This is a genomic window from Bacillus sp. FSL E2-8868, assembly GCF_038005505.1.
GTDB lineage: Bacteria > Bacillota > Bacilli > Bacillales > Bacillaceae_G > Bacillus_A > Bacillus_A mycoides.
In genome coordinates, this window is record NZ_JBBOTI010000002.1 from 1,970,833 (window position 1) to 1,992,058 (window position 21,226).

Sequence of the window (21,226 nt, forward strand, 5' to 3'; positions counted from 1 at the left end):
TTCAGTTATTTATCTTTTAAAGAAAAGCCTGTAAGGCAGGCCTCTAAAAAAGAACAGGAGAAACCTATTGTGACAGGCTCCTCCTAGTAAATAACCGATATATTGTATATCTATATAATATACTATTTTCCACAAAAAGTAAAGTTAAACATACATTGGAAAAGAACTTATTTTACTGATAATGCGTACGTTCCATCACCATTATCATATTTATATACATACAAGTAATACTTACCTGGTTTTGCATTAAATTTTGCTTCTATATGATTTCCATTAGCTTGACCGTAAGCTGCGTAATTTTGCATATCTGATTCATGGTGAAGTACCCATGTCATCCCGATTCCATACTCATTTAAAACAGAAATATTGATATCTTTCGCTGATGCGACATTAAATGTATAAACATCGGTGTGATCCCCACCGATAAGGCTACCTTTTATAGTAGTGTTTAACCCAATACGATTTGCTTCTTCTGGACGATTATTTGGTTCTGATTCTGTTACACTTCCATCTTTAATTGTAACAGTTGTTTCGCTTCTACTCTCTTTTCCTTTATCGTCTTTTACTACTAACGCTACTTTATAAGTTCCTTCTCTTTCATATGCATGTACTGGATTAAATTCTTTACTTGTTCTGCCGTCTCCAAAATCCCATAAATAAGAAACGATTTTTCCATCTTCGTCTTTTGATCCATCACTTTTGAATTGAATTCCTTCTTTTACAAACCCATTATAAGGTCCGTTTACATTAACCGTCGGAGCTTTATTTTCTCTGTCATCTTTTGCGATACCATGGAAGACTACATCATATTCAAATTCATTTGAACTATTCACACGATAATTAACGAAGTATGCTGTAACCGTTTTGTAGCCACTCCATTCTTTTTGCGTCAATTGTTCTAAAGCCTCATTTACTCTTTTACTCATTGCTTTCCAGTCTTCTGACTCACCTTTTGTTACACTACCTGTAAACGTGCCTTCTAATGTAAATGTATTAAAGAATTGAGATGTATGCTTTGTCATTTTTGTATCTTTCATAGACAACGTTTCACTAATTTCTTTCTTCACTTCTGTTAGTGCTTTTGGTGCATGTTCAGCTAAATAATCATCTGCTACTTCCGGCACATTGTACTTATCTTGATTATCAATTAGCTGCTGCATATACTCTTGATACTCTTTATTTAACTTAGAATCTTTACTTAAAGTCTCACGATACGTATCATAATTCCCCACATCATTCGCACGAATTAAATCTTGAATTTTATCAAACGTTTCAAATTGATGAGTATATAAGTAAGACTGCAATGCGAACGAGTAGTTATAGAAATCCCAAGAACCATATTTAGCAAATAGTGTACGCTCTGCTGTATAACGGCTTGCAGGATCAGATGATAATCCACTAATGATGCTCTTTCTTGGTACAACGTTATTTGTACGAGTAGATCCTGCGAAAAATTCTGCATTCCCTTCTTGGAACCAAGTTAATCTTTCATTTTGATACATATCTCCTCTTCCAAATAAACCGGGAACTTCATATCTCCCTTGAAGATAATGAGTAAACTCATGACGGAATAACTCTTCTAAACTATAAATACTTTGCTCTGGCGTACGCTCATATGTAAAGAATGTCCCTGTCTCTTCAATATAAATTCCACCGTTGTTTGTTTCATATCCATACAATTGTCTATTTAACTGGTATTCGTCTGGAGTATTATAGATTACTATCGTTAATACGTCGTCTGCATTACCTTGTTCTAAAGCTTTGTCATTTCCGATCACACGGTGATATTGCGCTTTTACTTCCTTCGCAGCCCAATATAATCTCTTAATTTTTTCTTCTGACACTTTATCCCCAGTTTTAAATACAATAGATCCATCATCGAATGTATACGTTTTTGGTAAGTATTGCTCTTTTCCTTCTTTACGTATCTTCTCTAAATCTACCGTATTCCCGCTATAATCTTTCCCGTTATAGTTTGTTGTAATTTGTTCTACTGCAACAAAATACGGCTCACTTAAACGCGGGTACATATGCATTGCCTGTGTAACAACCTCTAATCCTTTATTTGGATTACTATGAAACTTACCTAAACGACTAGCAAAATAAATTCCATTATTAACGAGCCACTTATTTTCTGGTGTTACTTGATTTAAAAGAGCAATACGATTTATTTCATTAATAAACCCATCTACTTTTCCATACCACATCGTTTCATTCGCTTCTTTACGAGCCTCATTTAAGTAAGACTGTATATCATAATCAATGCCTTGCATCATATCGTATACAGCTTGTCCTTTCATACGATCGTCTACATATGCATTAAAATTATCATTATATTGTTTTAAAATATCCGATGCGTATTGCACCGTTTCAACATCACTTGATGCATTACTAATTAATTTTCCGTATGCAGATACGACTGTATCTTGCTCATTTGTTCCAAGCTTAAAGTTGGGATTTTTCGCAATAGCTTTTAACGCTGGTAAACATTTGTCCTGGAAGCTTCTTTCATTTAAGTCGCTTAATTCATTATTATAAAATGCAAGATAAAAAGCTGAACGTAACACTTCAGTAAACGTTTGAATTCCTTTTGAATCATCTTTCGTAAATGTACTACCTCTATGAGCTAATTCGTCTATAATTACTTGCATTTTTCCGTTATCTTTATAAAAGGCTTTTGCATCTTCATTAAACTGGAATAAGTCTGTAATTTGGTGCCACTTAATACTGCCTAACGTTTCAATTAATTCTTGATCATTCATTTTGTTTAAATCAGCCATTGAATAGCCTTCTTTAGCTTGCTTTACTGCCGAGTTCTTCGTAATAGATGCTGGTCGCTGTGAAAAATCTCCTACTTTTAAACGTTCTTGAAATGATAATGTTTCCTCGGCTTTAGAAGCGTGTCCGATCTCATCTACTGGTTTTTCAATTCCAACTGGTTTCGAATGCAATACATTATACGGTACCTTTTCTTCTGCTGATACATTCGTTTGAATTGCTCCGAGCGATAGCGCCATTGTACTAATACTAAGCAACACTTTATTGATCTTTGATTGCTTGTTCATATTATTGCCCCCCTATTTATATATTCCATTCAAGAAATTAACATATTATCTGGATGAAATGATATAAAATGCAATATTTCATATTATTTCTTCATACATTTTGAACATATAGTGAACGAAAGGGACTTACAGTTTCCGCTACAGTTGCTCCATTATTTAAGCAATCGAAACATCCTCGTATTAATATCCTTCCCCTATTCAAAAAGACCTTATCATAAGCATATTTCAACATGAAATTGCTATAATAAGGTCTTCTCAAAAACTTATATAATCATTTTGTATAATAATAAGATAAAACGTTATTCATTTCTTAAATAATCTCTTTCTAAATACAAACATACTTAATGCTGAAAGAACAAGTGCTAATCCAGAAAGTAAGATCGGTGTGTTAGCTTGACCACCAGTTGCTGCTAAAGACTTCTGATTTTCCTCTTGCTTATTAGCATGTCGTTTATTTGAATCTTTTTCTTTCGCACTCTCTTGTCCTACCACTTTTACTGGACCAACTTGATTATTCCCTTTTGGCTCTTGATCCAATCCAGTTGCTGATTCTTTTACCTCTTCTTTTGTACCTGCAACTTCTTTCGCCGGCTCTTTTACTTCTTCTTTTATTTCTTCAACTTCTTTCGCCCGTTCTTTCACTTCTTCTTTTGTACCTGCAACTTCTTTCGCCGGCTCTTTTACTTCTTCTTTTATTTCTTCAACTTCTTTTACCGGCTCTTTTACCTCTTCTTTTGTACCTGCAACTTCTTTCGCCGGTTCTTTCACTTCTTCTTTTGTACCTGCAACTTCTTTCGCTGGCTCTTTTACTTCTTCTTTTGTTTCTTCAATTTCTTTTACCGGCTCTTTTACTTCTTCTTTTGTTTCTTCAACTTCTTTTACCGGCTCTTTTACTTCTTCTTTTGTTTCTTCAACTTCTTTTACCGGCTCTTTTACTTCTTCTTTTATTTCTTCAATTTCTTTTACCGGCTCTTTTACTTCTTCTTTTGTTTCTTCAACTTCTTTTATCGGCTCTTTTACTTCTTCTTTTATTTCTTCAACTTCTTTTGTTGGTTCTGTCACTTCTTCTTTTTCAACTATATTCTGGATAACTGTTCCGTTAAAGCTTATACTAGTTTCATCCGACTCTAAATCAAATTTATATACCTTTTCACCTGGAGTACTCCATTTCATTACTCCGTTATTAAACGTTCCACCCTCACTTGTTAGTTTAATATTCTCAATAGTTTCTCCTTCTAAGTCATATACCGGAACTTGAATTTCTTCATTTACTTTCGCTTCATTTAAAATGATTTTTTGTCTTCCGGCATCAATTGAAAACCATTGACCTAATTGTATTAACGGCCTTACATCACGAATCTCATTTCCAGCTAATTTTAAACTGAGTAGGTCTAACATTGAACCAAGAACTGATACATCTTTAATATGATTATCCGCAAGGTTTAACCACTGTAAATTTTCCAGTGAAGATAACGGCGTTATATCTTCAATTTTATTATGAGATACATTCACGTCTTTCAATTGTTTCAAGTTTGAAATGAACTCAATATTTTTCAACCCTACTCCTTCTAAAGTGAGGTTTTCTAAGTTCGTCATATATTCTAAACCAGTTAGATCTTTTATCTCTTTTCCTTTTTCTTTAAGTATCTCTAATGTTTTAATCTGTAATAAATCTTCTTTTGTTATAGGGGCATTTAGATTCTCTCTACCAAAATTCTTTTTATTAATATGTTGTTGTAAATTTTTATCAAGAATTACATTTTTATTTTCTGTTTGTTTTTCAACTATACTTTGTATAACCGTCCCATTAAATCTTATTTTACTTTCAGCAGAATTCGTATCTAGTTTAAATTCATATATTTTTTCTCCAGGACTATTCCATTTTATAAACCCGTTATTCAGAGTAGCCTCTTCACTTTTTACATTAATATTTTGAAGTGTTTCTCCTTTAAGATTGTATATTGGAATCTTTATTTCTTCATCCACACTTGCTTCATCTAAAAAGATTTTTTGTCTTTGAATATCGATATACATTCTTTTTCCTAATTCTTGGACAGGTCTAACATCACGAATTTCATTCGAACTCAGCTTTAAATCATATAAACCTGTTAATTGACTAAGTGGTGTTATATCTGAAATATAGTTTTCCTCTAAATTAAGTGATTGTACAGTAGATAATCTTAATAAAGGTTCGATGTTTTTTAATTCATTTTTAGAAAGGTCTAACTCCACTAACTTTTTCATTGAGGTAATATGCTCGATATTAGTAAGTCCATTGTTACTTAAAGATAAATTCCTCACATTTTTCAATTGCTCAATCCCAGCAAGATTAACATTACTAATTTGATTATTTGCTACAGTCAAAGTCCTTAAAGTCGTTACTGTAAATAATGGTTTAATATCTTTTATATAATTGCTATTTAAATCTAACATTTTAATCTTCTTCATTTGACTCAATGGGCTTAAATCTGAAATTTTATTGTTTCTCAAACTTAAAATCTCAACATGCTCTAACTCAGCCAAAGGTCCAATATCTTCGAGTTCACCATAAGTTATACTTAATGATTTTAATTGTCTCAACTTCGAGATAAATTGTATATTTTCTAACTTAACTTCTTCCAACGTTAAGTTTTCTAAGTTCGTCATATATTCTAGACCGCTTACGTCTTTTATTCCTTTACTTTTTGCCTCAACGACTATTAAAGATTTAACTTTTAATAAATCTTCCTTAGTTATTGGCGTATTTAGATTCTCTCTATTCAAGTTATATTTATTAATATGCATTTGCAATTGCTTATCTACTATTACATTTCCATCTTGTTGATCCACTTTATCCTCTTTATTTTCCTTTTGATCTTTTGGAACATTGTTTTCTAGATTTAACGCATTTACTTCAAACTGCACCTGGTACTTATTATCATAGGCCATTGTCGGAATATAAATATGCATTTGCATATTATATCTTTTTCCTAATTCTCCAACTTCAAATTGAATAACCTTTGTCCCATTTTTCTTTTTATCCTCTGATATGACTTTTACATCATGGAATACACCAGGAGTATCAATATCCTCTGTTTTCAAGTATTCGAAGAAATCACTATCACTTAACGTTGCCGTTACAATTTTCTTCCCCTTCTCAATGGTTAATTTAGGATTTTTTATATAAACAGCTGCCATAGACTCTTCATTCGTTTTATCTTTATACGCTTTAATAACAGCATCATATGTACCATCTTCTAAAGCATGTCCAGTTTTGTTCGCCTCAATTACTACAGCTGCTAAAGCAGGCGTTGAATACGTAGCAAATGGAAGCGATAACGCCGCAGCGATAATCATCGCATTTATATGTTTTCTTTTATTTCTTTCCAACTTTACATCTCCTCCAAAATATATAAATCAAAATATAATCATTTCTCGAATAAATGATAATGATTTTCATTATCGTTGTCAACTAAAAAAATAAAAAGTTTACAAAAAATAACCCCTTTACAAGGGGTTATGCCATTCTTTCTCCTGATTCTTCTTTAAAAAAGCTCTTCATCGCATGAAATACATCTGCTTTTTGCTTTAAAATATAATATCTGAAATTCTCGTCTTTAATATTTTTATATGCTGACATAAGCGTACTGTGGCGGTTGTACTGATTCACTTCCCCATACCCAAACATATTACACTTCTTCATCAACTCTTCCACAAGCTTTACGCATCTAGCATTATCCGAAGTTAAATTATCACCGTCTGAAAAATGGAATGGATAAATATTATAACGGTCTGGTGAATATTTATTATCGATTAACTCAAGTGCTTTTTTGTATACAGAAGAACAGATCGTTCCGCCACTTTCCCCTTTTGAGAAAAACTCTTCTTCTGTGACGACCTTCGCTTCCGTATGGTGAGCAATAAACTCAATGTCTACGGTTTCATACTTTGTGCGTAAAAATCTTGTCATCCAGAAAAAGAAGCTACGTGCCATATACTTCTCCCATATTCCCATCGATCCACTCGTATCCATCATCGCTAATACAACAGCTTTTGAATCTGGCTTTAACACTTCATTCCAAGTACGGAACTTTAAATCTTCTTGGTGAATTGGATGGAAAGATGCTTTACCACGCATTGCATTTCGTTTATATGCAGATATCATCGTCCGTTTCTTATCAATATTTCCCCATAATCCTGTTTTTCTAATATCATTAAATTCAATATGTTCAATCCGGTTTTCATCTATTTCTTTTCTCTTTAAATTAGGCAGCTCTAACTCTTTGAAAAACGCTTGCTCCAATTCTAAAATTGAGACTTCTGCTTCATAATAATCTTCTCCAGCTGCATCTCCTGCCCCTTGCCCTTTTCCTGGTCCCTTCTGCTTTTGACCACCTGATCCATCTCTTGCAACAACATCACCAACTTTACTGTCACCGTTTCCTTGCCCAACGTGTTTGTTTTTATCATAATTGTATCTAATCTTATATTCATCTAAAGAACGAATCGGTATTTTCACAACATCCTTGCCATTAGACATAACTATACTTTCTTCTGTTACAAGGTCTGGTAAATTATTTTTGATTGCCTCCTGCACTTTTTCTTGATGGCGTTGTTGGTCGTCATATCCTTTGCGATGGAGGGACCAGTTTTCCTGTGAAATCGTGTAATTTGGTTGGTTTTCTTCGCTCATTCCTTTCCCTCCTTACTGTAATTGTCTTCCCCTATGAACAGCAATCTATAATTTTGTTTTCTAGTGTGCGTAACTAGAATATTTGAAAAATAACTGTTCATCGAAAATCATCCCATAAACATATATAGCGTTTTTCATACAATACTCCGAGCATCCTAAACAAAATTTTGCCACTCACATAATAGAAAGAAACATTCAGCCGTTGATAAGAAAGAAACACAATGCATTGTTGCACACATTTTCGTTTTGCAACATATTGTATTGTGTTGGCTTTTTTGTATGAATGGTTGGTTACTCTATCATATGCATATTGTAAAAATAATTGACAAGAAATTCATAAAATCGCATCTTAATTTATTATATTCGGACAAGCTATGACATTTTTTACAAATATCAATAGATAACAAAACGCCGTCCCAAGAATAAGAGACAGCGTTTTGTTATCAAACTATCGATTTAACAAACTACCTACATATCGTAACAATTCATTCGCAGATGAAGAATTATAGCCATGCTCATCAATTAAGCGTGCAACAACATCATTGATTTTCTTAAGCTGATTTTCGTCTGGTGTTTTCGTTGATGTTGTAATTTTCACTATATCTTTTAAATCGGCAAATAGTTTTTTCTGAATCGCTTCACGAAGACGTTCGTGTGAATTATAATCAAAGCGTTTTCCTTTACGTGCATAAGCAGAAATGCGAATTAAAATTTCTTCACGGAATGCCTTTTTAGCATTTTCTGAAATTCCAATTTGCTCTTCAATCGAACGCATAAGTTTTTCATCTGGGCTCATTTCTTCACCAGTTAACGGATCACGTAATTTTGATTTATTGCAGTATGCTTCGACGTTATCTAAGTAATTATCCATAAGTGTCTTAGCTGATTCTTCGTATGAATAAACAAATGCTTTTTGTACTTCTTTCTTAGCAATTTCATCGTATTCTTTTCTCGCTAATGAGATGAAATTCATATAGCGCTCTCGGTCCTCACTACTAATTGACGGGTGCTGATCCAATCCGTCTTTTAACGATCTCAGTACATCTAGTGCATTAATAGATGGTACCTCTTTTCGAATAATTGTAGAAGAAATTCGGTTAATGACATAACGAGGGTCAATCCCCTTCATACCTTCATCTTGATATTCGCGTTGCAGTTCCTCTACATCAATCGTATTATATCCTTCTACCGTTTCTCCATCATATAAACGCATCTTTTTAATTAAATCAATATCTGGACGCTTCGGATCTTTTAAACGAGTTAAAATAGTGAACATTGCTGCAACGCGAAGTGTATGCGGTGCAATATGAACATTGGACACATCACTTTCACGAATCATTTTTTCATAAATATGTTCTTCTTCACTAACCCGTAAATTATATGGAACCGGCATTACAATAATTCGTGAATGCAATGCTTCATTTTTCTTATTTGCTATGAAGGAACGATACTCTGTTTCATTTGTATGCGCTACAATTAATTCATCTGCTGAAATAAGCGCAAATCTTCCTGCTTTAAAATTCCCTTCTTGTGTAAGCGATAGTAAATGCCATAAAAATTTCTCATCACATTTTAACATCTCTTGGAATTCCATCATGCCGCGGTTCGCCTTATTTAATTCTCCATCAAATCGATATGCACGAGGATCTGATTCCGAACCGTATTCTGCAATTGTAGAAAAGTCTAGACTACCTGTTAAATCGGCAATATCTTGTGATTTTGGATCAGAAGGACTAAATGTACCAATTCCTGTACGGCGATCTTCAGAGAAGAAAATACGCTCTACAACTACATCCTCAATTCTTGACCCATATTCTTGCTCTAGACGCATAACATTTAATGGTGATAAATTCCCTTCAATCCTTACTCCATATTCATCAAAGAAATCATTCCGTAAATGTTGCGGAATTAAATGAAGTGGATCTTCATGCATTGGGCATCCTTTTATTGCAAAAATCGCTCCACGATCTGTTCGTGAATATGTTTCTAATCCTCGTTTCAACATCGTAACTAATGTTGATTTCCCCCCACTAACAGGCCCCATTAATAACAAAATACGTTTCCTAACATCTAATCGTTTTGCAGATGGATGAAAATATTCTTCCACAAGGCGTTCTAAAGCATCCTCTAATCCAAATAGCTGATTACTAAAGAAGTTATATTTTCTTCTACCATCAACTTCTTCAATTCCAGCATCTTTTATCATATTGTAAATGCGAGAGTGTGCTGTTTGAGCCACCCATGGTCTTTCTTTCACAAGCTCCAAATACTCCGCAAACGTACCTTCCCATTGTAAACGTTCCTCTGCTTCCCGATATTGTTCAATTTTCTTTAGAATATCCATTATAGCTCCTCCCCCATCTCCTTGTTCAATCGGATTATTATAAAAGGTATGCTAGGATGTCCTTAAACATTCTTTAAATCAAAACGAAATATATAATAGCGCGATAAAATTCTCTCCAAAATTCAAAGAAAATTCTGTATAATAAAGGTATTAAAGTTTTCACGCTGCTATTCATTGTAAATAAATTCTTTTCTTCTGGGAACCTTACATACATTTCGATTCACAAATAGGATTCGCAAACCGAAAAAGTAAGGGGGAAATTAGTATGAAGTTATTATTAATTTTAGGTGTATCACTCACATTTCTTACAGCTATTTTCACATCTGGTTATAACGATAAACCAGGTACACAAAAAAAGTGATGTGCTTTTCAGCACATCACTTTTTTTCTTGTTTTTTATACACTATTTAAAATAAATATTTTCCACATCGTATATCGATAAAGGGCGATTATAAAAATAACCTTGTACGATTTTCACATTCTTTTCCTTTAAGAACTGTATTTGTTCCGCCTTTTCTACTCCTTCTGCAATTACATTTAACCCTAGAGTATGTGCTAAATGAATAATTGCAGCCGTAATATTCGTATCTCTTTCATCTTTATATATACCTTCCATAAAAGAACGATCAATTTTTAACGTATCAATCGGATATGTTTTTAAATAACTTAAAGATGAATATCCCGTTCCAAAGTCATCTAAATGAATCTTTAAATTTTGTTCTTTTAACTGCAATAACACTCTTTTTGATACATCTTTATGTATAAGAGCCCCTTCTGTAACTTCTATTGCTAATAAATGAGGGGGAACGTTGTACTTATTTAAAGCACGTGTAATCATCTCTATTAATGTAATAGAACGAAAATGTCTAGCTGAAATATTAACTGCGATTGGTACAACCTCATATCCTTTATTTAACCATTCACGTATCTGTTCACAAACTTGATGTACTACCCATTCATCAAGTTTAATAATAAACCCTGTTCTTTCAGCAAGTGGGATAAATTGATTTGGCGAGACAAAACCTAGCTCCTTATTCTCCCACCTTATTAAGGCTTCCATACTGGCCATCTTTCCCGTTTCAATATTAATTTGAGGTTGATAATAGAGGGAAAATTCATTTTTCTCTATAGCACGATGTAACTGATTTTCTATTATAAACCTTTGTTCACGTTCACAATCTAATCCACTACAATAAAAATGATAATACCCTTTTCCTTTTTCCTTTGCTTTTTCCAAAGCTGCGTCGACTCTTTGGAAAAGCATTTTTTCATCCATTCCATCTTCTGGGGCCATTACAATCCCAATTGATGCACTCAAATAAACATCCTCTTCTTCTATTACAAAATGCCCACTAATTTTCTTTAATATTGTTTGTGCAACTTCCTCTACGTATTCTCTCGTTATATTTTCTATTAACATAACAAATTGATCATCATGTTCTCTAAATAAATGCATATCTTCTATTTTTAGGTCTCGTAAGCATTCAGTAACTTTTTTTAAGACTTGATCCCCTTCTTTATGACCAAATGTATCATTAATAAGGTGAAATTCATCCAAATCTATAAAAACCAATGCGAATTCTTTATTCTCAGCTAAAAATTCATTTAGCTTATTTGTACATGATATTCTATTCATTAACCCCGTTAACTGATCAAAGTAAGCCAAATATTCTGTTTTCATCTCATTTAATACTTGCCTCGTAACATCCCTCGTAACAATGTACACCCCGACGATTTCACTATTCACAATAATGGGGATTGTCCTCACGGAAATATAAAGTTCATATCCTTCTTTATGAATATATTTCTTTGCAACAATTTGTTTTGCTCTTCCCTGTAAAGCATTTTTAAATATAATTTGAAAAGTTTTTTCATATTCTTTATTTATAAACTGAAAAATAAATTGGTCCTTTAACTCTTCATATCGATACCCAAAAATTTCATAAGTCGCTGGATTTGCATATGTAATTCTTCCAATAGAATCTACAGATATAATGGAATCATTATTATATTCTAGTAATGACTTAAATAACATTTGTTTTTCTTCTATTTCCACTTTTTTCTTAACCTGTGCTGTAATATCTCTAGTAATACAAATAATAAACTGACATGTTCCATTTACATCGCATACTGGATTAAGTGAAGATTCATAATGTATATCACCAGTTGGCAAACTAATTACATCACAAAATGTAATTGCTCTCGCTTCTCTCATTACTTTTGCATAGTGTCCTTGCAATAACCTTGCCGTATCTTCTGGTAATACTTCTGCAAAAGTTTTCCCATAACATTCTTTCCCTAGCCTGGCGTGATTCATTCCTATTTTATTCACATAAATATATTTAAAAGTTTCATCATCAATAACTTTCACAATAAACACTAAATCTTGAATAGCATGTAACAATCCCTGTCTTACTAAATCCATATCTATCATACTTAAAAAGGTATTTTGATTATTATATTGTTCCTTCATATTTATCTCAACCCGTCTTATCTATTTTTATTCATATATCTCATTCTATATGAATATGTACCTTTTTTAAAATGTATGATTACATATTTTTTAAAAAAATAAAAAAGCCGCCAAATGGCGACTTTTAATACACGATTTCTAAATCTAATCCTGGATAATTTTGTTGACGGAACGCTTCATAAATTAAAATTGCTGCTGTATTAGATAAATTTAATGAACGTACTTTATCCGTCATTGGAATACGTAAACAATGATCGAAGTTTTCTTCAATTACATTAGCTGGTAATCCATTTGTTTCTCTTCCAAATACGAAATAGTAATCCTTCTCACGTTTGCTATAATTAAATGCTGTATGAGCTTTCTCGCCATACTTTGTTAAATAAAAGAATTCACCATCTTTATTTTTCTCATAAAATTCTTCGATTGAATCATAATACGTAACTTTTACGTGCTGCCAATAATCTAATCCTGCACGCTTTAACATTTTGTCATCCGTTGAAAATCCAAGCGGTCTAATCAAATGTAATTCTGTTCCAGTTGCTGCACAAGTACGTGCAATATTTCCTGTATTTGCTGGAATTTCTGGTTGATATAAAACAACATGTACTCCCACGCGATATTCACCTCTATTTTTTATCTACTACGTATTATACCACTTGAACGAAAAATCTCTACCCATTAATAATATGAAAGAATTTATATTTCATTTGTGGTGTATATTTACTAGAATCTTCATAGTTCCAATAACGCCTGCGGCTATTCGCTGAATGTGCATTTACAAGCGGCATACCATCTGCGTCTTTTGCTACTACAATTGTCGTATGATTCCACCTACCATCATCCTCAAAATCATACGCAATTACATCGCCAAGAATAAGGTCTTCTGGCCTTTCTACTGCTTCTGCTCGAAGCCCTGTTGTAGCACCTGACAAATACCAATAAAAAGAGTGTGCTACAGCCCAGCTCCAACTCCACTGGTTTCCCCTTTGCCACCACCCTTTACGAATGTTAGGATGTCCATTCATTGGTACTTCTCCAGTATGCAGACATTGTGAAATGAAATTTGTACAATTATCCGGAAAATTACGGTATGCAGAATTGCGATCATCCCACCAACGCTCTGCATATTTCACTGCCTCTAAACGATTATATTGATATGAACCGTATTTTTCTTTCGTGACTTCCCGTTCTAACGTTTCACCTATTCCTATTTCTTCTGACACTTCGAGAGCATAATCATCTATTATACAACTATTTTTTAAACAAACTCGTCGTTTTAATTGTTCCTCTTCGATATAAAATAATTCTTTATGCTTAATTAAATATTTCAAGTGTATTTGATAATCAATTTCTTGATGCTCATTACTATTTAATTGTCTAACGAAAGAAATATCTGCAGTTGCTTTCACTATATGTGCACTACGCTTTTGAAACAATTGTTTCTTTCTCTGTACCATTTGTAACAAATCTACTGCAATACCATCTACATCTGTTCGTTTCTCTGTTATATATGCTAAAAACTGTTGCACTTGCTTTTCAATATTCGCTTTTACAACCATTTCGTCTCCCTCCCATATTACAATATGAAAAAGGGAGATATTATCTACTCTTTTTTCTGTGCTAACAATTCAAGTCCACGATTCATTTCATGAAGAACCTCTTCATCTTTCTCACGTTCCATCGCTTTTTCAATCGCTTCTCCTACTCCATCTCCACCAATTTTCCCAAGTGCCCATGCTGCTGTTCCCCGAAGGACTGGTCTTGGATCATCTTTCATAACACCGATTAAATCAGGAATTGCTGCTGTTTCTTTAAAATGCGCAAGTGCTAAAATAGCATTTCGTTGCAATGGTTTTTTACCTCTCCATGAACCAGACATAATTCCATACTTCTCTTTAAAATCACGATTACTAATTGTTAAAAGTGGTGTTAATAACGGTTTAACTAACTCAGGGTCAGGCTCCATTTCAGGATGGTTATGAAAATCCATTCCTTTATTTTTCGGACAAACAGTCTGACACGTATCACATCCATATATACGGTTTCCTATTTTATCGCGATATTCTTCAGGCAGAAACCCTTTTGTCTGTGTTAAAAATGCAATACATTTCTTCGAGTCCAACTGCCCGCCTTGTACTAAAGCACCTGTAGGACAAATATCAATACATTTCGTACAACTTCCACATTGATCTTCTATTGGCCGATCAGGAGGGAATGGAACATTCGTAATCATTTCTCCTAAGTATACATACGAACCAAATTCCGGCGTAATAATAGCGCAGTTCTTACCACTCCATCCAATACCGGCACGCTCTGAAACAGCTCGATCACTTAGCTCCCCTGTATCAACCATTGATTTCACTTCTATATCCGGCAGCTTTTCGATTAAATATGCCTCTAACTTTTGCAAACGATCTCGTAGAACAAGGTGATAATCTTGGCCCCAAGAAGCACGGCAAAAAATCCCACGTCGTTCCCCTCGTTTACTTAATGGTGCATTTTTTAATTTTGAAGGGTATGCTAAAGCAATCGCAATAATTGATCTCGCACCAGGTAGCAATAGCTGTGGATTCGTTCTCTTCTCTATATCAGGCTCTTCGAATCCAGACTGATAATTCAATTGTTGTTGCTGGATTAGGCGCTGCTTTAATTCCTCAAATGGTGAAGCACTGGCAAAACCTATTTTATCTATACCAATCGTTTTACTATACGCAATTACATCTTGCTTTAATTGTTCAAAGTCCATTTTCAATCGCCTCCACCGATGAATCCATCCCTTATGTAACGACTATACTGGTTATCAATTCACTTTTGGAATAATATTCTTCACTTCTATTTTCGCATACAATTATGATTTTCAAACATTAAAAAACGCAATGCTTCGTTTATCTTAGAAACGAAACACTGCGTTGATCACAATTTATTAGAAAAACATTAAATAAAATTTGGAGCGGGTGAAGAGAATCGAACTCTCGACCAGAGCTTGGAAGGCTCTTGTTTTACCACTAAACTACACCCGCAAATATGAAAAAAATATAAGATATTGAAATAACTTATGTAAAGTAGTATAGCATGTAAAAAAAATCGAAGCAAGAAATTTATCGAAAAAAGTCGAAAAAGTGATGAGATACCTCATCACTTTTTCAATTCTTTATCAATCGCCTTCTTCATACTATCGAAATCAGGGTTTGCAAGATTCCCATTTATATATACTGAAGGAGCACCTTGAACTTTTAATTTTTGAGCACGATCTGAATCTTTACGTACTTTGTCTTTCATTTCTTTACTGTGTAAATCTTTTTTAAACTGTTCTACATTAATTTTCGGAAGCTTTTCTTTCACAATATTAAGAAGTAATTCTTCTGTAATCCATTCTTCCGTATCTTTCTTTTGATTTTGATAAATCTCATCATAGAAAATCCAGAATGAATCTTGATCTTGTTTATAAATTGCTTCACCGGCAGCTGCACCTAAATCAGAGTCTTTTCCGATAAACGGGAAGTTAATAAAATATAACTGCACTTTACCTTTATCAATATACTCTTCTTTTAATCGTGGTAATACTGTTACATCCCAAGTACGACAAGCTGGACATTTAAAGTCTCCAAATTCAACTACCTTAACTGGAGCATCATCTTTTCCTAAAGATTGTTGCGTAGAATAAGCAAACATCTCATTCCCTTTATCTTTCTTGTCATTTATGATGCTATACACAATCGTCCCGATTACAATCAATACTGCGATAGAAAAAACTATACCAAGAGCCATGAGTTTGTTTGATGATTTCATATACATTCCTCTTTAATTTCATATTCTGTATACATCATTGTACACAATACACATAATATCAATACTTACATAGGTCACGCAATGAACACGCTCACATAAATTACAAAAATACAACGTTTGTGACAATATTGTGTCGCCTTTTGTCACAAATTATTAAAAAAAGAAGCTCCTATGTAGGAACTTCTTTTAACTTACTGCTTTTTCACGGGCATTTTTTAACATGGATTGCTCTGTTTTTATATCATGGCGAATTACTAATTTCTCACTAACTGCTTGCACATATTCATCATGATTTATATACCCTTCTTTCTCCATTAGCCTTAAAACTACATTCCGTCTCTCAACTGCTTTATCATAATTTTGTGCAGGTGAGTAATAAGCCGGTGCTTTTACTATAGCAGCCATCATTGCACTTTCAGCCAGTGTTAATTGATCCACTTTTTTACCGAAGTAAAGGTTTGCTGCTTTTTCAATCCCCCATGCGCCTTCTCCGTAGTAAATATTACTTACATACAATTTTAATATCTCATCCTTTGTGAATGTACGTTCAATCTTTTTCGTATAAAAAATTTCTTTCCACTTACGGGAAAATGTACGTTCATTAGATAAGAAAGCATTTTTAGATAACTGCTGTGTAATCGTGCTTCCTCCTTGCACAACACCACCAGCTTTTATATTCTCAATAGACGCCCTGATAATCGCTATATAGTCTAAACCGTTATGATGATAAAATCTTTTATCTTCCGTCGCAATAAATGCGTGTGTTAATGATTCTGGCACCTCTAAATTAGCAGGTACATGTAATTTACTAATATCACTTCGCTCAATCATTACATTTCCAACGAATAATAATGCAAAACTTAACAATAATAATAATATAATGGCTTTATAAAGAAATTTAGTTAATGGATTTAATGCAACTTTTTGATGATAGTTCACTCTAGATAATACTCGTTCTTTCATCTCGAACACCTCTTTTCCACACAGCATATAACTCTTAATTTAAGAATACCTTGTTATAAAAGAATATCCCATCGATTTCTCTTACACCTACCTTACAACATTGTAAGGTGTAAAAATGTATTGTATCACAGTCCCTTTTTATCTACTATTCATATGAAATATTGAATATACATTTATTTATCACACTATTTATAGGAAGTAGGACTCTCCTTAATTTCACTTTATTCTTTTATTATATCAGTTTATACATTTATGCTTTTAAACATCTAGCAATCTAATTATATACGATATATCACCATTATACAGAACAAACGTTCTATAAATCAATACTAGCTTTCGGATTATCTCGCTATTTGTGTGCAGTAAGAATTCTCCCTCAAAACTTGGCTAAAGCTAGGAAATTAGGTGGTAGTCCTGCTTCCTCCACTAATTATTAGCCTACACTTTATTATTGTGACCTTTTTCTGAAACAGTATACATAAAGAAAAGGTTAGCAATTTGAGCTGTCCTCAAATAACTAACCAAAACTTTACAACCTTCCTATAAGATTATATGGCTGAACTTCCCATGTTTCGTATGGAATGAAATGCATTGCTTTCATCGCATCAAGTGTCCTTGATTTCATATGAGGACGCGTTATATACTCATCAATGTTCTCTTCGTTTAAAGCAACAAATTTAGCCTCTTGTATTTCTTCAGATTGAATTTTTATTTCACCACTAACATATGCTACTTTAAAAACAACAGCTACAATATGCATAGAAGCATTATAATAAATCCCTGTAACTCCGATAGGCTTCACAGTTAATCCTGTTTCCTCCATTATTTCTCTGCAAACAGCTTGATCGAGCGCTTCCCCTTCTTCTACCTGTCCTCCAGGCATTTCCCACGTATCTGCTCGCCAGTGCACTTTCGTTAAAAGCACCTCATTCTTTTCATTTGTTAAATAACCTGCTACGGCAACAATATGCTTTGGTGTTTTATGCTCCACAGAAATACCTCCTAGAAATATGATTATTTAAAATACAAACCTATAACCATATTCCCTAGCAGCTACAAAATACCTTTAATACTTTACCACCTTAATTAACTCCATAAAAAAAGACCCTATCCGTTAAAGGAAAGGGTCTTCTATCTTATATTATTCCCCTAAGTCTACGTTGTGGTAAACTTGCTGTACATCTTCTAAATCTTCTAATGCATCAACCATTTTTTCAAATTGCACTTGAGCATCTTCAGGAAGTTCTACATCACTTTGTGCAAGCATTGTTAATTCTGCAACTGTAAATTCTTCAACACCAGCACCTTTAAGTGCAGATTGTACTGAATGGAACTGATCAGGTTCAGCATAAACGATAACAGAATCTTCTTCTTCTAGAATGTCACGTGCATCTACATCTGCTTCCATTAAGATTTCAAGAACTTCATCTGATGTTTTACCTTCAAGACCGATAACAGCTGTCGCATCAAACATGTAAGCGACAGAACCGTTTACACCCATGTTACCACTGTTTTTGCTAAATGCAGCTCGTACATCTGCTGCAGTACGGTTTACGTTATTTGTCAGTGTAGCTACAATTACCATAGATCCGTTTGGTCCAAAGCCTTCATAACGAAGCTCGTCATAGTTTTCTTCTGAACCGCCTTTTGCCTTTTCAATCGCACGGTCAATAATTGTTCTTGGCACGTTGTATGTTTTCGCACGTTCTAATACAACTCTTAACGTTTGGTTTGATTCTGGATCTGGCTCGCCTTGTTTTGCTGCCACATAAATTTCACGTCCAAATTTCGCGTATATACGGCTTGTATTTGCATCTTTTGATGCTTTTTTTTCTTTAATATTGTTCCATTTACGGCCCATACTTTCCACTCTCTTTCCCATTTTAAATCTACATAAAAATATTAATATGAAATATAATGTGTATTCAACACATTTTTAAAAGAAATATAAAAAGTTCATTTTTGATTCATATTACAGACATAATATAAATCACTATCATTTTGTTCTTTCGACAAGTTATATTATACATGAATTCCTAAGTTTATTACGAATTTTAGAATCACATAGCATAATTTAACAAAAAAAAACCTAACATTTCTGTTAGGGTCTTTTTAGGTGACATTTATATAGAGTGCTACCCTTAAAATCCTTTATTTTAAAGCATTTTAAAAATTTTGAGCTTCTTTAAACATGATAAATTAAAATGAAACGGAGCCAAAATGGAATCATATTAAATAACTGACACCTTTTACTTTCATTTCTCTCCCTTGATTAAATTTATCATATTTCATTTATTACTGTGATGATTTATTTTATTATTTCTCGCTAAACAATAAGAAACAGGGCAAAGCTGCCATGTCCTTTTAAAGATTTGTTATGTAGTATGTTATGAACTATTCATTATCAAACTAAAGTTATTCCTTTTCATTCCTCTACTAATCCCATAATATTTCCTTAATTACTTTCTATTGCTGTATAATTAAAATAGGAAAAAATTTGAAGGAAAGATAGGGGGAGAATTATGACACATTCAAATGAGAAAAAATCACATGGTTTTAAAGGAATAGGAGAGAAGTTAAACCCAACTATCTATCAAGTGAGATTCATAAAATTGGATGGTCCAATTCACTTTGATTCGTTCCCTAAATTAAAGGAATTAGGGGACTGGTTGAGTACTTCAACACAAATATGGTCGTGTCACTCAACTATGTACAAGTACAACAGAGAAGAGTTTGAAAAGAAGTTTTTCGAAATTACGAAATTACCAGCTGATAATGTGGTAATTTCAACTGGTGGTATCGGATTTAACTTCATGTCACCAGGGTGGAGAGATTCTCTCTAGAGTGCTCGAAAAAATTCTTGTATATGTAATATTCTACTGAAATTTTATAAAAGGATAAAACCGAACTTTCGGTTTTATCCTTTTAATACTTCATAGTTTTTTCCAACTGTATCTAAAGTTCGTCACTTACTCACCGCACACTACCCCAACGCACTATTAGTGCTTATTTTGTAGTGTGAAAAAAAAACACAAAAACTCTACACAATTAGTGTAGAGCCTTGATGTTACGCCGTTCGTGATACCGATGGTCGGGGTCGAACCGACACTCCCGAAGGAACACGATTTTGAGTCGTGCGCGTCTGCCAATTCCGCCACATCGGCATAAAAGAAAGGCGGCAACCGGATTTGAACCGGTGGTAAAGGTTTTGCAGACCTCTGCCTTACCACTTGGCTATGCCGCCATATGAAGTTAAAATGGAGCGGAAGACGGGATTCGAACCCGCGACCCCAACCTTGGCAAGGTTGTATTCTACCACTGAACTACTTCCGCAAAAATGGCTGGGCTAGCTGGATTCGAACCAGCGCATGACGGAGTCAAAGTCCGTTGCCTTACCGCTTGGCTATAGCCCACCGAAGTTTTACTTAATTATATGTAAGTATCCATTAATTTATTTGTAATTTTTTAAAAAATAAAAATGGGGCGACTGATGGGAATTGAACCCACGAATGCCGGAGCCACAATCCGGTGCGTTAACCACTTCGCCACAACCGCCATGTTGTGTTTATATATTTGGCAGGGGCAGTAGGAATTGAACCCACACTGGAGGTTTTGGAGACCTCAGTTCTACCTTTAAACTATGCCCCTATGTAAAATGGTGGAGGGGGGCAGATTCGAACTGCCGAACCCGAAGGAGCGGATTTACAGTCCGCCGCGTTTAGCCACTTCGCTACCCCTCCGAAACTTACATGGTGCCGGCTAGAGGACTTGAACCCCCAACCTACTGATTACAAGTCAGTTGCTCTACCAATTGAGCTAAGCCGGCATATTTTATTAAAATGGTGGCTCGGGACGGAATCGAACCGCCGACACGAGGATTTTCAGTCCTCTGCTCTACCGACTGAGCTACCGAGCCTTAT

At 34.1% G+C, this 21,226-nt stretch carries 13 protein-coding genes and 10 tRNA genes; 1 reads left to right on the plus strand and 22 read right to left on the minus strand.

The window, feature by feature from the left end:
* Positions 1 to 167 precede the first annotated feature (167 nt).
* The 13 genes from colA to NSS74_RS21065 all read right to left on the minus strand — a co-directional run bounded on the left by colA (position 168) and on the right by NSS74_RS21065 (position 19,167).
* On the minus strand, positions 168 to 3,065 hold the full coding sequence (gene colA / locus NSS74_RS21005; protein WP_340814201.1) for a collagenase ColA: 2,898 nt from the start codon (positions 3,063 to 3,065) through the stop codon (positions 168 to 170).
* Positions 3,066 to 3,368: 303 nt separating this feature from the next.
* On the minus strand, positions 3,369 to 6,434 hold the full coding sequence (locus NSS74_RS21010; protein WP_340814202.1) for a leucine-rich repeat domain-containing protein: 3,066 nt from the start codon (positions 6,432 to 6,434) through the stop codon (positions 3,369 to 3,371).
* Between the two features lie 127 nt (positions 6,435 to 6,561).
* Positions 6,562 to 7,737: a sporulation protein YhbH gene (gene yhbH, locus NSS74_RS21015; protein ID WP_002029660.1), complete on the minus strand. Its 1,176-nt coding sequence runs from the start codon at positions 7,735 to 7,737 to the stop codon at positions 6,562 to 6,564.
* A 448-nt stretch (positions 7,738 to 8,185) separates the two neighbouring features.
* The gene (locus tag NSS74_RS21020; RefSeq protein WP_002029658.1) at positions 8,186 to 10,081 is read right to left on the minus strand and encodes a PrkA family serine protein kinase; all 1,896 of its coding nucleotides are present in this window, start codon (positions 10,079 to 10,081) and stop codon (positions 8,186 to 8,188) included.
* A 403-nt stretch (positions 10,082 to 10,484) separates the two neighbouring features.
* The gene (locus NSS74_RS21025) at positions 10,485 to 12,554 is read right to left on the minus strand and encodes a sensor domain-containing protein (protein WP_002140299.1); all 2,070 of its coding nucleotides are present in this window, start codon (positions 12,552 to 12,554) and stop codon (positions 10,485 to 10,487) included.
* A 124-nt stretch (positions 12,555 to 12,678) separates the two neighbouring features.
* The gene (gene trmL, locus NSS74_RS21030) at positions 12,679 to 13,167 is read right to left on the minus strand and encodes a tRNA (uridine(34)/cytosine(34)/5-carboxymethylaminomethyluridine(34)-2'-O)-methyltransferase TrmL (protein ID WP_002029656.1); all 489 of its coding nucleotides are present in this window, start codon (positions 13,165 to 13,167) and stop codon (positions 12,679 to 12,681) included.
* A gap of 58 nt (positions 13,168 to 13,225) precedes the next feature.
* Positions 13,226 to 14,113, minus strand: a complete 888-nt coding sequence (locus NSS74_RS21035) for an amidase domain-containing protein (RefSeq protein ID WP_002029655.1) — start codon at positions 14,111 to 14,113, stop codon at positions 13,226 to 13,228.
* Positions 14,114 to 14,157: 44 nt separating this feature from the next.
* Positions 14,158 to 15,300, minus strand: a complete 1,143-nt coding sequence (queG, locus tag NSS74_RS21040) for a tRNA epoxyqueuosine(34) reductase QueG (protein ID WP_012260276.1) — start codon at positions 15,298 to 15,300, stop codon at positions 14,158 to 14,160.
* A gap of 200 nt (positions 15,301 to 15,500) precedes the next feature.
* Positions 15,501 to 15,574, minus strand: a tRNA-Gly gene (locus NSS74_RS21045).
* Between the two features lie 115 nt (positions 15,575 to 15,689).
* On the minus strand, positions 15,690 to 16,343 hold the full coding sequence (locus tag NSS74_RS21050) for a DsbA family protein (protein WP_002091101.1): 654 nt from the start codon (positions 16,341 to 16,343) through the stop codon (positions 15,690 to 15,692).
* A 186-nt stretch (positions 16,344 to 16,529) separates the two neighbouring features.
* A complete protein-coding gene (locus tag NSS74_RS21055) occupies positions 16,530 to 17,306 on the minus strand; it encodes a transglycosylase domain-containing protein (protein WP_002029649.1) in 777 nt (258 codons plus the stop codon).
* A gap of 529 nt (positions 17,307 to 17,835) precedes the next feature.
* Complete coding sequence (locus tag NSS74_RS21060; protein ID WP_002010362.1) at positions 17,836 to 18,297, minus strand: NUDIX hydrolase; 462 nt, start codon at positions 18,295 to 18,297, stop codon at positions 17,836 to 17,838.
* A gap of 150 nt (positions 18,298 to 18,447) precedes the next feature.
* A complete protein-coding gene (locus NSS74_RS21065; RefSeq protein WP_340814203.1) occupies positions 18,448 to 19,167 on the minus strand; it encodes a YebC/PmpR family DNA-binding transcriptional regulator in 720 nt (239 codons plus the stop codon).
* 661 nt (positions 19,168 to 19,828) lie between these two features.
* Here NSS74_RS21065 and NSS74_RS21070 point away from each other — a divergent pair.
* Positions 19,829 to 20,149 (plus strand): DUF3884 family protein, encoded by a 321-nt coding sequence (locus NSS74_RS21070; protein WP_002140297.1) that lies wholly within the window; start codon positions 19,829 to 19,831, stop codon positions 20,147 to 20,149.
* A gap of 239 nt (positions 20,150 to 20,388) precedes the next feature.
* Here the strand turns inward: NSS74_RS21070 and NSS74_RS21075 are convergent.
* The 9 genes from NSS74_RS21075 to NSS74_RS21115 all read right to left on the minus strand — a co-directional run bounded on the left by NSS74_RS21075 (position 20,389) and on the right by NSS74_RS21115 (position 21,222).
* Positions 20,389 to 20,470: transfer RNA gene (locus NSS74_RS21075), tRNA-Leu, on the minus strand.
* A gap of 9 nt (positions 20,471 to 20,479) precedes the next feature.
* Positions 20,480 to 20,550, minus strand: a tRNA-Cys gene (locus NSS74_RS21080).
* A gap of 14 nt (positions 20,551 to 20,564) precedes the next feature.
* Positions 20,565 to 20,639: transfer RNA gene (locus NSS74_RS21085), tRNA-Gly, on the minus strand.
* A 5-nt stretch (positions 20,640 to 20,644) separates the two neighbouring features.
* Positions 20,645 to 20,719 (minus strand) — tRNA-Gln (locus NSS74_RS21090).
* Positions 20,720 to 20,785: 66 nt separating this feature from the next.
* Positions 20,786 to 20,861, minus strand: a tRNA-His gene (locus tag NSS74_RS21095).
* Positions 20,862 to 20,880: 19 nt separating this feature from the next.
* Positions 20,881 to 20,954, minus strand: a tRNA-Trp gene (locus NSS74_RS21100).
* Between the two features lie 8 nt (positions 20,955 to 20,962).
* Positions 20,963 to 21,046, minus strand: a tRNA-Tyr gene (locus NSS74_RS21105).
* Between the two features lie 10 nt (positions 21,047 to 21,056).
* Positions 21,057 to 21,132 (minus strand) — tRNA-Thr (locus NSS74_RS21110).
* A 14-nt stretch (positions 21,133 to 21,146) separates the two neighbouring features.
* Positions 21,147 to 21,222, minus strand: a tRNA-Phe gene (locus tag NSS74_RS21115).
* Positions 21,223 to 21,226: the final 4 nt, after the last annotated feature.